Genomic DNA, 12769 nt, shown 5'->3' with positions numbered 1-12769 from the left:
TATGAACAGCATTGCACAGATCAATCCTGCGGATTTATTAAAAGATCCAAGCCTTTGGAAAACAGGCGCATTTATTAATGGTCAGTGGCTGCAAGAAACGGCTCATGGCACGTATAGCTTAAATAATCCTGCAACAGGGTTGGAGCTGGTGAAACTGCCGCGCTGTAAGGAAGAAGAGACCAATACAGCGATTGCAACAGCGCAAACAGCTTTTGAAAAATGGCGTAAAACCACAGCCAAACAGCGTTATGAAATCATCAACCGCTGGTATCAGCTGGTGGTGGAAAATAAAGAAGACTTAGCGACCATCATTACTTTGGAAGAAGGCAAGCCTTTATCTGAAGCGCGCGGTGAAATGGATTATGCATCTTCATTCCTGCAATGGTTTGCAGAAGAAGCTAAACGTATCCGCGGTGATGTATTACCAGCACCGAAAGACACGCAGCGTATTGTGGTATTAAAACAGCCCATTGGTGTCTGTGCAGCCATTACGCCTTGGAACTTCCCAGCGGCAATGATTACCCGTAAAGCAGGACCTGCACTGGCAGCCGGCTGTACCATGGTGGTGAAACCTGCCAGCCAAACGCCGATGACGGCTTTGGCCTTGGCTGAGCTTGCACGCCGTGCTGGTGTGCCAGATGGTGTATTTAGTGTGCTAACAGGTAACGATACACGCATTATTGGCGGCATTCTGACCTCGCATCCGCTGGTTCGTAAAATTACGTTTACGGGTTCCACAGAAGTGGGCCGTACTTTGCTGGAACAGTCAGCAGCCACCATTAAAAAATGCTCGATGGAGCTCGGCGGTAACGCGCCATCAATTGTGTTTGATGATGCAGACTTGAACTTGGCGGTAGATGGCGTGATTGCCTCTAAATTCCGTAACACGGGTCAAGCGTGTATTTCTGCCAACCGTATTTATGTGCAAGACGCGATTTATGACGAATTTGCACAGCGCCTAGCGGCAAAAGTGAAAGAGCTGAAAGTGGGCAATGGCTTGGAAGAAGGTGTTGTACAAGGCCCGTTGATTGATGCTGGCGCGGTGGAAAAAGTGCAGTCGCATATTGCCAATGCAGTAGAGCATGGCGCATCGGTGGTGTGCGGTGGACGACGCAGCGAATTGGGCGGTTTCTTCTTTGAACCGACCGTTCTGACCAATGTCACCAAAGACATGGTGATTGCGCATGATGAAACTTTTGGTCCAGTTGCGCCGCTCATCCGCTTTAGTACAGATGAAGATGTGATTGCGCAAGCCAACGATACCGAATTTGGACTGGCTGCATACCTTTATAGTCAGAATGCCGCGCGTGTTTGGCGTACTTCTGAGGCTTTAGAAGCAGGCATGATCGGTATTAATACGGGTTTAATTTCGAATGAAGTTGCGCCATTCGGCGGTGTGAAACAAAGCGGTTTGGGCCGTGAAGGATCACATTACGGTATCGATGAATTTCTGGAAATGAAATACATGTGCTGGGACGGATTGCTCACAGGCTAAGTCAATAGTCAATTAGCACTATATCTACTATTGGATGTTCAGCCATTTGGACACAATGCTGAGCATCCGATAGCCGATGCATGATGCAATCAAACGGCAACATAAAAAGATCAAAGTAATACGCGTATTCCTAGGAATGGAATACAGGAGTAATGGAATGAATATTATCGGGATTGATCAGCTGATTTACGGTGCAAATGATTTGGCCGCATCAGTGAAATTTATGCAGGACTTTGGCTTAACCGAAGTGCCGAACCAAGCCTTTGGACGTTATTTCGAAACCTTGAATGGTACGGGTATTTTGGCAGCTGAAGCTGACCATGCATCATTGCCAGCGAAACTGCCGTCGATGAGCCAGCTGCGCAAAATGGTCTATGGCGTTGCAGACCAAGCCACTTTAGACGCCATTCAAGCAGAACTGAGCACAGACCGTGAAGTAAAGGTGCTGGACAATGGCGCTTTAGAGACAGTTGATGATTCAGGCATTAGCATTGGTTTTCAAATCAGCATCCGCCGTGAATTGAATCTTCCAGCCGAAAAAATCAATGCCCCAGGCGCAACGCATGTACGTGCTTTGAACGTGCTGGGTGTAGATCATTCTATTGAAATTCAGCCGCGCACCATTGCACACACAGCGGTATTTGTACCCGATGCAGCCAAAGCTGAAGCGTTTTATGTGAAACGTTTAGGTTTCCGTGTCAGTGACCGTTTAGGCGGCGGGCCATTCCTGCGTTCTGGCGGCACAACAGACCACCACACCCTGTTTTTAATTCAAGCGCCTGAACATATTAAAGGTGTAGAACACATTTCATTCCATCTTTCAGGTCCAAGCGAATTGATGCTGGCAGGCCAGCGTTTCCAAAAAGCAGGGCATGAAAGCTTCTGGGGACCAGGCCGTCACGGTTTGGGGTCGAACTGGTTCTGGTATTTCGATGGCCCGCTCGGCTGCCGTTTTGAATACGATGCTGATATGGACCAGCTGGATACCGACTGGGTGCCGCGTGAATTGCCCTTGCATGAAGACAATGCGCAAGCTTACCTGCTGGAATTCCGCAAGCAGAACTGGGCGCCATTTAATGGACCTGCGAAGAAAGCAGGCTGATCGGTTTATCTTAACATTTTAAGTACCAAGCGAATTTACTGTCAGATCAGTTTTTGATCTGACCGCCAGGCAGGCATAACAAAAATGGAAGGAGAGTCACATGTTCAAATACATTCAAGTGACAGCAGGAAGTGATGAAGATTACGTAGACAATTTATGTGATCGCGTTGAGGCAAGCATCAATAAAGGCTTTTTGCCGATTGATATCTTTAATGATGATGCGGTATTCCGTGCAGAAATGGAGCGCATTTATACCCGCAATTGGATTTTTATTGCACATGAAACTGAAATTCCAAATTCGGGTGACTATGTACTGCGCCGCTTAGGTTTAGATAAAGTCATTGTGACCCGTGACAGCGAAAATAAAATCAATGTGCTGCTGAATCATTGCCGTCACCGTGGTACAGAAGTATGTCATAACGATAAAGGCAATGCCTCTAGCTTCAAATGCCCGTACCATGGCTGGGTGTATAAAAACAACGGCGACTGGATGGGCGCGCCGCACATGAAAGATGCTTATGGCGGCAAGCTGGACGCGAAAGAGTGGGGACTTCTTCGCGCAGCCAAAGTCGAAAGCATTTACGGTTTCATCTTTGCATCGTTAAATGAAGATGTGCCGCCATTACGTGAATACTTAGGCGATACCGTTTGGGCTTTAGATGCTATTTTCGGTATTCATCCAGACGGTGTGCGTCTGCTGAAAGAGCCTGAACGCTTCCAAGTCAAAGCAGACTGGAAAAGCGGCGCAGAAAACTTCTGCGGTGATGCTTATCACGTGAGTACAGCCCATTTATCAGCAGCCAGTTCAGGCTTTATTCCAAGCGTGAACCAAGTGAGCACACATGCTTCGGGTTACGACTTTGGCAACGGCAACAGCTTTATTGGACATGATTTGTCTGGCATGGTGGGTATTCCATTGCCGAACTGGGGTTATCCGCCAGAATTGCAAGCCAATTTTGATCTTTCAAATTTAGATGAAGTTCAAATTAAAATGATCAAAGAAGTGCCGCCAACGATTGGCACGATTTTCCCGAACTTCAGCTATATGCGTCTGCCACATCCGCCTGCACCGGGTGAAATGCCCATTCCATTTACCAATATCCGCATGTGGCAGCCTGTTGCGCCGGGTGTGATGGAGCTGTGGAATTACGAGTTTGAGTTCAGCTTTGTACCTGAAGCCTATGCAGAAAAAGCTTATGCAGCTGGGCAATATGCTTTCGGTTCAGGCGGTATTTTTGAAGCAGATGACACCGCAGTTTGGGAAGGTATTGCCAAAGGCGCGCAAAGCCCGTGGATGCGTAAAGAGCAAGTAAATTTGCACTATAGCCAAAAGCAATTGGGGAAAGACCCTGAGTGGAAAGGCCCAGGTGAATTCCATCCATCAATTTATGGCGAATACTGCCAAATTGGCTTCTGGCGCCGCTGGTTAAAAGAAATGCGTGAAGGCAAAAAAGCCAAAGAAACTTGCCTAGCGGATGAAAATGCGCAGCAAAAAGGAGTGGCATAAATGGATTTTACAACTCGCGAAACTGTACATAACTTTTTAGCGCAAGAAGCGCTATTGTTGGATGAGCGCCGTTTTGACGAATGGTTTGCGCTTTTGGATGATGAAATTGTCTATGAAGTGCCGCTGCGCATCAGCTCACTTCATTATAAAGACGAATTCCCAGGGAATGCGTACCGCATATTAGATACAAAGGCGCACATCAAAGTGCGTATTGACCGCATGGCGTCTGGTCAGGCATGGGCGGAAGTTCCGCCATCACGAACGCTGCGTGTTATCGGCAGTGTGATGATCGAACCGACTGAGCAAGCAGATGTGGTGAATGTGCATAGCGCAACCATTATGTACCGCCAGCGCGGCCATGACGAGCAGGGCGATATCATTCCTTACCGCCGCGTGGATACTTTAAAAATCACAGATCAAGGCGCGCGTTTGCTGAAGCGCAAAGCGGTATTGACTGAAGCGGTGCTGCGTACACCCAACCTTGGCGTATTTTTATAAAAAACAACACCGTATTTGATTTAAGGATGAAATCTCATGACACAGAAAATTGAAGTCATTTTAGACAGTAAACAATGCCAAGGTTACGGTATGTGCCTAATGTCTGAGGATATTTTTGAAATTCCGCAAGGCAGTCAAGTGGCACAGCTTAAGCTGCATATGGTGGATTTAGACCGTGAAGATGAAATTAAAGAACTGGCCAGTGCTTGTCCAGCTCAAGCGATCAGTTTTCGCATTTTAGAAACGGCATAAGGAGCATTTAAATGTCACAAGTCAATGCAATGCTCAGCAAGCGTTTTGATCAAATCTGTTTTGTGGTGGAAGACTTGCAGCAGGCCATGGATTTTTTCAGTAAAACCAATGGCGTGGAAGTGTGGAACGTTGCGGAAGGTTTATCGCAAACGCAAAAGGAAAAAGAGTACTACGGCCAACCGGGTGACTTTCAGTTCAGTTGCGCTTATGGCTTTGCCGGTGAGACTTTAATTGAGCTGGCGCGCCATGATGGCGGTCAAAGCGTGTATAAAGACTGGCTGGATGATAAAGGCAAAGGCCCGCATCACATCGGCTTCCGTCAAAAAGACGCCAAAGAATATGCGCAGGCTGAACAGCATTACACTGATTTAGGCATCAAAAAAGCCATGGCAGGCTTCTTTGAAGGGCCATTCGGCAATTGCCGCTGGGCCTATTTTGATACCCGTGATCAAATCGGCTGTTTCACAGAGCTTTATTATGTGGATGGCGAATTGAACGACCGCATGGCTGAATTAAAAAGCGGTAAAAACGTCAGCATTACCGACTAAAACAGTTTTAGGATTCCAGCTGTCCTCAGCGGCTGGAATTTTTAAAATCTCAAACGCGGTCAAACTGCGGCAATAACCCAATCAATAATGAAATAAGCGTTAACTGCTTAGGGGTTCACGTTGCCTAAATTTTGCCAAGCGCATAAAGAATAAGGATGATCACCATGCCACAAGCTGCGGAACATTTTGCACAGGCACTATTTGATGCCGAGCAATCCAGACAAGCCATTGCTCCGATCCGAGCAGAACTGGGCGAAGAAGCTTCGGTGGATGATGCCTATGCGATTCAAGACCTCAATACCGAGCGTTCTTTAAACAGCGGACGCCGTTTAGTGGGCCGAAAAATCGGCCTGACTTCAGTGGCTGTACAGAAACAGCTGGGTGTGGATTCTCCAGATTTTGGCATGCTGTTCGCCGACATGGCTTATGGAGATGGCGAAGCGATTCCTGCAGGCAAACTGATTCAGCCAAAGGTTGAGGCGGAAATTGCTTTGGTGCTGAAAGCTGATTTGACACAAGCCCAGCATACTTATGCCGACATTATCAGCGCCACTGACTATGCTTTGGCGGCCATTGAAGTGGTGGATAGCCGCATTGAAAACTGGAAAATCTCGCTTTTAGACACGGTTGCAGACAATGCATCATCAGCGGCTTATGTACTCAGTTCACAGCCTGTATCTCTTGCAGATGTGGACTTGGTCAATTGCAAAATGCAGATGACCCGCGCGGGAGAAGTGGTATCGGAAGGCATAGGCAAAGCCTGCTTAGCCAATCCTTTAAATGCTGCAGTCTGGCTGGCGGATGAAATGGTCAAGCGTGGCCGTCCTTTGCAAAAAGGGGATCTGGTGCTGACGGGCGCTTTAGGGCCTATGGTTGCGGCACATCCAGGTGATGAATTTCAGGTGCAGATAGACGGCTTTGGTTCAGTCACGGCTGTCTTTGCGCCGTCGAATGTATAAGGAAAAACAACATGTCAAAAATTAAAAGCGCCATCATCGGTTCAGGCAATATTGGCACGGATCTGATGATTAAAATCATGCGCAATGCCAAATTTGTGGAAATGGGCGCGATGGTCGGGGTTGATCCAAACTCTGACGGCTTGGCCCGCGCAGCGCGTTTCGGCTTTGAAACCACCGCAGAAAGTGTAGAAGGCTTACTGAAACTGCCATGCTTTAAAGATATTAAGATTGTCTTTGATGCGACCTCTGCAGGCGCGCATGCACATCATAATGCCGTGTTGCAGCAGCATGGCATTCAGGTGATTGACCTGACTCCAGCTGCGATTGGCCCTTATGTGGTGCCTGTAGTCAATCTAGATGAGCACATGGATGCGCCGAATATCAATATGGTGACTTGCGGTGGGCAGGCGACTATTCCAATGGTGAAAGCCGTTTCCCGTATTGCCAAAGTGCACTATGCCGAAATCATTGCCTCAATCGCGAGTAAATCTGCAGGGCCAGGTACGCGTGCCAATATTGATGAATTTACCGAAACTACATCTAAAGCGATTGAAGAAGTCGGCGGTGCGCAAAAAGGTAAAGCCATCATCATTATGAACCCTGCAGAACCGCCTTTAATCATGCGTGATACGGTGTATTGCCTTGCAGAATTGGGAGCAGATCAAGAGGCGATCCGTCAATCAGTCAAAGAAATGGCAGATGCGGTACATGCTTATGTACCGGGTTACCGTTTAAAGCAGGAAGTTCAGTTTGAAGAATTTGGTGCAGACCGTCCTTTGAATATCTCAGGGCTAGGCAAACTCACAGGTTTAAAAGTGTCAATCTTCCTAGAAGTCGAAGGCGCAGCGCATTACTTACCTGCTTATGCAGGCAATTTGGACATTATGACCAGTGCAGCGCTGGCGGCAGCTGAACGCTTCGCTGAAACCCATCTTAATCAACAATTAAATTCAAACTCCATAACAGCAGAAGGAGCATAAAATGATTGATCCGCAGCGTAAAATTTATGTTTCTGATGTGACCTTGCGTGACGGCATGCATGCCATCCGTCATCAATATTCATTAGACCAAGTCCATCAAATTGCACGCGCTTTAGACGAGGCAGGTGTCGACAGCATTGAAGTGGCGCATGGAGATGGCCTGCAAGGCTCCAGCTTTAACTACGGCTTTGGCGCACATACCGACCTAGAGTGGATAGAAGCGGTAGCCAGTGAAGTCAAGCATGCCAAAGTGGCGACATTGCTATTACCTGGCATTGGCACCATTCATGACTTAAAAGCGGCTTATGATGCAGGCGCGCGCGTAGTGCGTGTGGCAACACATTGTACCGAAGCAGATGTATCTAGGCAGCACATTGAATATGCGCGTGAATTGGGCATGGACACGGTTGGTTTCTTGATGATGAGCCACATGAACACGCCAGAAGGCTTAGCGCAGCAGGGCAAGCTGATGGAAAGCTATGGCGCAGAGTGCATCTACGTGGTGGACTCAGGCGGCGCAATGAATATGTATGATATTGCTGAGCGTTTTAAGGCCATGAAAGATGTGTTGAAGCCAGAAACTGAAACCGGTATGCATGCGCATCACAATTTAAGCTTAGGTGTTGCCAACAGTATTGTGGCGCTCGAGCATGGCTGCAACCGCATTGATGCCAGCCTGACCGGCATGGGCGCAGGAGCAGGCAATGCGCCGCTGGAAGTATTTATCGCCGCGGTGCAGCGTATGGGATTAAACCATGGCTGTGATGTGAAAAAGTTGATTGATGCTGCCGAAGATATTGTCCGCCCATTGCAGGAACGGCCAGTCCGCGTAGACCGTGAAACCTTAGCGCTTGGTTATGCAGGGGTGTATTCAAGCTTCTTACGCCATACCGAAACCGCTGCGCAGAAATACGGTTTATCAGTATTCAATATATTAGTGGAATTGGGCAAACGCCGTATGGTTGGCGGTCAGGAAGACATGATTGTAGATGTCGCGCTGAATATGCTGAAAGAGAAACCAACTGCATAATGAGCTGGCAGAGATACTTTTGCATCTCTGCCGTCTTTCTATGGCTGAAAGACATCTTATTCAGAGAAATATGATTGATAAAAGCGGTATTGAAATGGAATTACGTGCGCTTTATTACCCATCGGATGAAAATAATTTTGAAGCGGTAAGAGAAAACGGTTTATATCTGCAATATATAGAAAAACAGACTGAAGTACTGTGTTTAGCTGCGGTGCGTCAGAATCCGCGGGCAATTAAATTCGTCAACAAGCAAACTCCGGAAATTTGCTTACTGGCTGTGAAACAAAATGGCGATTTGCTGCAATACATCCGTGAACCCTCTGCAGAAATTATTCTGCAAGCTGTAAAAAATGAAGGCTTGGCATTGAAGCATGTCCTGTTTCCAAATGCTGAAATCTGCTTGACGGCCGTCAGGCAAAATGGTTTTGCTTTACAATATGTCAAAAATCAAAGCCTGGAAATTTGTGAGGCGGCCATACGGGCTCATCCGCTTGCCATAAAATATGTGAAGCAGCAAACCAATGAATTATGTGTGAAAGCCATTAAGAAAAATGGGTTGGCAATCCAAAATATTAAAGCGCCAAATGATCTTATGAAGATGATTGCCGTAGAACTGAATCCTATGGTGATTCAATTTATTGAACAGCCCAGCAAAGCCTTGTGCAGCTTAGCTGTGCAGATTCGGCCTTATGCCATTCAATATCTGAAACATGCAGATGAAGCGCTTTGGTTGGAAGCCATCATGCATAAACCCAATGTTATTCAGTTTTTGGATTATTATTCTGAAACATTGCTGCAGGCTGCATTGCGGACAAATCCACTGAGCTTTAAATATATTCCGCACAGGTTTAAAACGCAAAGCATCTGCGCACTGGCTTTACAGCTCGATGAGAAGAATAAAAGGTATTTGCCTTAAAATGAAAAAAGCTGAAGATAATCATGCCGCCTTTATTCAGCATTCAGCCCTTCACTTGGTAAATCTGATTTTATGCAGCGCTAAATCATATTACCTGTACATTGCGCTGCAATTATTTTGATCTGATCAGACCCAAGCTCCAAGTCATCCCATTTGCGCATTTGCTGCATAATCCATTCAAAATCACTGGACTTTACGGCATCCTGCACACCAAATGAACGGATAATTTTCTGTATTTTATAAAATTTATCAACATGCACCCAAGGCGAGCAGTTAAACCGGATAACGTCGCTGCATACCAGCATCTGCCACACGTCATCCAATGATTGCAGGGTTTGCAAATCCTGCTGCGCCAACTGAATAGCAGTTTCAATAGCTTTTAAGGTATTTGGATGCTGTTTTGCCCACTCCTGAGTTGTGGCTAAAACTTTATCCGCCACTTCAGGAATAATCTGTTTACTGTCTGCAATAACTTGGCTGTAGCCTTGAATTTGCGCTTGAATATTCCAAGGTTCACCGACACAAAATCCATCAATCAGCTGCGCAGAAATGGCATCGACCATATACGGCGGCGGCAGGGTAGCTAAATGATAATTTCTAGCCAGCTCCGCATCAGCTAAAGCCAGCCACTCACGCAGGCAATAATGATGAATGGATTGCTTAAAGACATGCGCCAGCTGTATTTTTGCGCCACTGTTGACCGCTTCGGCAACTTTTTGTGCAGACTCTTTGGGCGTATCTTGTTCAGAAATCTGCAGTTCATAGCACCGTTTTTGACTTAGGCTGATAAAGGCTTTATTGGTGCTGAGCACTAAAGAGGTCTGCAATGGAATTCCTAACTGGTCATCGCCGGTTGCAGCCGCGGGAAGCATTGCAGACAGGCAATGCGCAGCGTCTAAAATTCCAAAGGCTAAGCGGTCGCGCAGGCTAGCCCAAGACGCTTCTTTAACTAAAGTGACATTCAGGCCTTGCGCTTTGAAATAGCCCTGATGCTGCGCCCAGAGAATTGCGGCACAGTCCAGTAAAGGAATATACCCTAATTGAATGTCGGTTTTTTCCAGCGTATTCATGCGTTATTCCTTAAATTGTGACTGCAGCAGGGCTTGGGCATCAATCAGCCGCCTGGCCATTTCACCCATAGTCATACGGTGGCTCATCGCATTTTTTCTTAATAAGGTAAAGGCTTGTTCTTCTTCAATCTTATGCATCTGCATCAGCAGTACTTTGGCTTTTTCAATATCTTTGCGGTCTGCCAATTTGCATTTGGTTTCGTTGAGGTCTTTCAGAAGTTTTTTATGCTTTTTAAATTGCTCAATTGAAATTTCTAAAATGCTTTCCAGTTTCTCTGGGTCTATCCCATCCACAATGTAGGCAGTGACACCCGCTTCTATGGCGTTTTTAATGGTGTCTTTATGCGAATTTTTGGTAAACAGCACCGTCGGCAGATCAAACTGGCTGACGCAGCTTTCAATAATATCGCGATGCGGATGATCCATATCCAGCAAAATGACATCTGCATGCAGCTGTTGCAGATCGGTACTGTTTAAATGATCAATTAACAGGCAGGCTGTAACCTCGAAGCCATGCTCGATTAATGATTCTTTTATAAAAGAGGCCCGTTCAATATCATCATCGATTAAGGCGATTTTTAGTTTTGGCATGCAAAGACTCAGGTCTATCCTGACATATACTATGCGCATGCAAGCAATTTAGATGCCAACTTACAATCATAGATACAGTCACTTTAAGGGCTGTACTGAGCGTATTTTCATCTCATTGCACCATCTTGATGCGTCTTGCATCGTTGCTATGCAGTTTTCAATCAAAACAGGCCGCGCAGCAGAAAGAAAGCTGCAGATCTGATGTTTCCCATCTCTTTAGGCAGGGAAATTCATTAAAACTGTACTTTAAAATACTGCAAAACTAAAAAAATCCATTAATTTTTAAAAGTTGGCATGAACAATGCTTTATTACCAGCAAGTCAAAGAAGACTTGCAAAATTTGAAAGACGGCCAACGACGTCCGTTCTGATCGGCTCTGATATGCATTAGCGGCATAGCAGAGTACTACATGCGTTCAGTTCAGTCAGGAGAAGGTTATGTCTTCAAATTTAAATGCTAATAAAGCGACAAAAATAAGTCTATTTAATTTTACTTCAGCAGCAATGCGGGCCTTCCACATGAGTTGGCTCGCATTTTTTGTCTGCTTCTTCGCTTGGTTTGCCTGCGCACCGTTAATGCCGGTCATTGCAGGTGAGTTTCATTTAACCAAAGATCAAATCGCCAACATTAACATTGCCGCAGTGGCAATCACCATTATCGTCAGACTGATCGTCGGCCCTTTGTGTGACAAATACGGTCCGCGTAAAACCTATACGGCATTATTGATCCTTGGCGCAATTCCTGTATTTGGCGTAGCGTCTGCCAACAGTTATGAATCCTTCTTATTCTTCCGTTTATTGATTGGCGCAATCGGCGCAAGCTTTGTCATCACGCAATATCATACCAGCATCATGTTTGCACCGAATGTGGTGGGTACTGCCAATGCAACCACAGCAGGCTGGGGAAATGCAGGCGGCGGCGCAACTCAAGCCTTAATGCCTTTATTGCTGGGCGCGATCGTTATGTTTGGTGTTGAAAAAACACTGGGGTGGAGAATTGCTTTGCTGGTTCCCGGCATCATGATGATCATCGTGGGTTGCATGTACTGGAAATTTACCCAAGATGCGCCGCAAGGCAACTTTAAAGAGCTTCGTGCACAGGGTGTATCCGTAGGTTCAGATAAAAAAGGCGGCATGGCGATTTTAATGACTGCAGCGCGCAACTACCGGGTATGGATTTTGTTCGGCGCTTATGCAGCATGTTTCGGGATTGAAATCTTCATTCATAACATTATTGCGATGTACTACGTCGACCACTTTAATTTCGGTTTAAAAGAAGCGGGAATGGCGGCAGGGATCTTCGGCTTATTGGCACTGTTTGCCCGAGCTTTGGGCGGCATTGTGTCAGATAAAGTCGCAACTAAGAAAGGCCTGGATGGCCGTACAAAAGTTTTGTTCCTCATGATCTTAATGGAAGGCTTCTTCCTGATCGTATTCTCGCAAATGAATGCGCCGATGTATGCCATTCTCGCAATGACAGTATTTGCACTGTGTACTCACATGGCATGCGGTGCGACTTATGCGTTGGTTCCGTTCATTGACCGTGACGCTTTAGGCGGTGTGGCAGGCATTATCGGTGCAGGCGGTAACGTCGGCGCGGTAGCAGCAGGTTTCCTTCTCAAGGGGATGCTGGATATTCAAACCACATTGATGATTTTAGGCGGCTTGGTGGTGATTGCAGCGAGTTTCGTCCTGATGATCCGCTTTTCAGTAGAGCATAAAGAGAAAGAACAAAAACTGTATGAAGAAGCCATTCAAGAGCGTCACCGCCTTGAGCAAGGTGCAGCCGCCAGTGTTCAACACAACAACATCGCATAAGCCG

General features: G+C 46.4%; 13 protein-coding genes. 11 read left to right on the top strand and 2 right to left on the bottom strand.

Annotated elements, in window-relative coordinates; genetic code table 11:
* Nucleotide 1: 1 nt before the first annotated feature.
* The 10 genes from F941_RS08095 to F941_RS08050 all read left to right on the top strand — a co-directional run bounded on the left by F941_RS08095 (nucleotide 2) and on the right by F941_RS08050 (nucleotide 9287).
* Complete coding sequence (locus F941_RS08095; protein ID WP_005009946.1) at nucleotides 2-1495, top strand: NAD-dependent succinate-semialdehyde dehydrogenase; 1494 nt, start codon at nucleotides 2-4, stop codon at nucleotides 1493-1495.
* 157 nt (nucleotides 1496-1652) lie between these two features.
* Complete coding sequence (locus F941_RS08090) at nucleotides 1653-2597, top strand: VOC family protein (RefSeq protein ID WP_005009945.1); 945 nt, start codon at nucleotides 1653-1655, stop codon at nucleotides 2595-2597.
* A 100-nt stretch (nucleotides 2598-2697) separates the two neighbouring features.
* The gene (locus F941_RS08085) at nucleotides 2698-4104 is read left to right on the top strand and encodes an aromatic ring-hydroxylating oxygenase subunit alpha (RefSeq protein WP_005009944.1); all 1407 of its coding nucleotides are present in this window, start codon (nucleotides 2698-2700) and stop codon (nucleotides 4102-4104) included.
* Nucleotides 4105-4602, top strand: coding sequence for an aromatic-ring-hydroxylating dioxygenase subunit beta (locus tag F941_RS08080; protein WP_005009942.1), 498 nt, complete (start codon nucleotides 4105-4107; stop codon nucleotides 4600-4602). It abuts the gene before it with no gap.
* Between the two features lie 36 nt (nucleotides 4603-4638).
* Nucleotides 4639-4854 (top strand): ferredoxin, encoded by a 216-nt coding sequence (locus tag F941_RS08075; RefSeq protein WP_005009939.1) that lies wholly within the window; start codon nucleotides 4639-4641, stop codon nucleotides 4852-4854.
* A gap of 11 nt (nucleotides 4855-4865) precedes the next feature.
* Nucleotides 4866-5402, top strand: coding sequence for a VOC family protein (locus F941_RS08070; protein ID WP_005009937.1), 537 nt, complete (start codon nucleotides 4866-4868; stop codon nucleotides 5400-5402).
* Between the two features lie 164 nt (nucleotides 5403-5566).
* On the top strand, nucleotides 5567-6361 hold the full coding sequence (locus tag F941_RS08065; RefSeq protein ID WP_005009936.1) for a 2-keto-4-pentenoate hydratase: 795 nt from the start codon (nucleotides 5567-5569) through the stop codon (nucleotides 6359-6361).
* Between the two features lie 11 nt (nucleotides 6362-6372).
* A complete protein-coding gene (locus F941_RS08060) occupies nucleotides 6373-7341 on the top strand; it encodes an acetaldehyde dehydrogenase (acetylating) (RefSeq protein ID WP_005009935.1) in 969 nt (322 codons plus the stop codon).
* A gap of 1 nt (nucleotide 7342) precedes the next feature.
* Nucleotides 7343-8371, top strand: coding sequence for a 4-hydroxy-2-oxovalerate aldolase (gene dmpG / locus F941_RS08055; protein ID WP_005009928.1), 1029 nt, complete (start codon nucleotides 7343-7345; stop codon nucleotides 8369-8371).
* Between the two features lie 70 nt (nucleotides 8372-8441).
* On the top strand, nucleotides 8442-9287 hold the full coding sequence (locus F941_RS08050) for a DUF4116 domain-containing protein (protein ID WP_005009926.1): 846 nt from the start codon (nucleotides 8442-8444) through the stop codon (nucleotides 9285-9287).
* Between the two features lie 80 nt (nucleotides 9288-9367).
* Here F941_RS08050 and F941_RS08045 read toward each other — a convergent pair whose 3' ends face one another.
* Entirely contained in the window at nucleotides 9368-10357 is a 990-nt protein-coding gene (locus F941_RS08045; protein ID WP_005009925.1) for an ABC transporter substrate-binding protein, read from the bottom strand.
* Nucleotides 10358-10360: 3 nt separating this feature from the next.
* Complete coding sequence (locus tag F941_RS08040) at nucleotides 10361-10948, bottom strand: ANTAR domain-containing response regulator (protein ID WP_005009924.1); 588 nt, start codon at nucleotides 10946-10948, stop codon at nucleotides 10361-10363.
* 437 nt (nucleotides 10949-11385) lie between these two features.
* On the opposite strand from F941_RS08040, the gene F941_RS08035 reads away from it, so the two are divergent.
* On the top strand, nucleotides 11386-12765 hold the full coding sequence (locus F941_RS08035) for an MFS transporter (protein ID WP_005009923.1): 1380 nt from the start codon (nucleotides 11386-11388) through the stop codon (nucleotides 12763-12765).
* The last annotated feature ends 4 nt before the right edge of the window (nucleotides 12766-12769 follow it).

This window comes from Acinetobacter bouvetii DSM 14964 = CIP 107468 (assembly GCF_000368865.1).
GTDB lineage: Bacteria > Pseudomonadota > Gammaproteobacteria > Pseudomonadales > Moraxellaceae > Acinetobacter > Acinetobacter bouvetii.
The sequence above is the reverse complement of the archived record's forward strand: the minus strand, read 5'-3'. Positions and strand labels throughout refer to the sequence as shown.

Bases quoted from the DNA above. Each gene is read 5' to 3' on its own strand.
- F941_RS08095 (WP_005009946.1), top strand. From the start codon at position 2: ATGAACAGCATTGCACAGATCAATCCTGCGGATTTATTAAAAGATCCA.
- F941_RS08090 (WP_005009945.1), top strand. From the start codon at position 1,653: ATGAATATTATCGGGATTGATCAGCTGATTTACGGTGCAAATGATTTG.
- F941_RS08085 (WP_005009944.1), top strand. From the start codon at position 2,698: ATGTTCAAATACATTCAAGTGACAGCAGGAAGTGATGAAGATTACGTA.
- F941_RS08080 (WP_005009942.1), top strand. From the start codon at position 4,105: ATGGATTTTACAACTCGCGAAACTGTACATAACTTTTTAGCGCAAGAA.
- F941_RS08075 (WP_005009939.1), top strand. From the start codon at position 4,639: ATGACACAGAAAATTGAAGTCATTTTAGACAGTAAACAATGCCAAGGT.
- F941_RS08070 (WP_005009937.1), top strand. From the start codon at position 4,866: ATGTCACAAGTCAATGCAATGCTCAGCAAGCGTTTTGATCAAATCTGT.
- F941_RS08065 (WP_005009936.1), top strand. From the start codon at position 5,567: ATGCCACAAGCTGCGGAACATTTTGCACAGGCACTATTTGATGCCGAG.
- F941_RS08060 (WP_005009935.1), top strand. From the start codon at position 6,373: ATGTCAAAAATTAAAAGCGCCATCATCGGTTCAGGCAATATTGGCACG.
- dmpG (WP_005009928.1), top strand. From the start codon at position 7,343: ATGATTGATCCGCAGCGTAAAATTTATGTTTCTGATGTGACCTTGCGT.
- F941_RS08050 (WP_005009926.1), top strand. From the start codon at position 8,442: ATGATTGATAAAAGCGGTATTGAAATGGAATTACGTGCGCTTTATTAC.
- F941_RS08045 (WP_005009925.1), bottom strand. From the start codon at position 10,357: ATGAATACGCTGGAAAAAACCGACATTCAATTAGGGTATATTCCTTTA.
- F941_RS08040 (WP_005009924.1), bottom strand. From the start codon at position 10,948: ATGCCAAAACTAAAAATCGCCTTAATCGATGATGATATTGAACGGGCC.
- F941_RS08035 (WP_005009923.1), top strand. From the start codon at position 11,386: ATGTCTTCAAATTTAAATGCTAATAAAGCGACAAAAATAAGTCTATTT.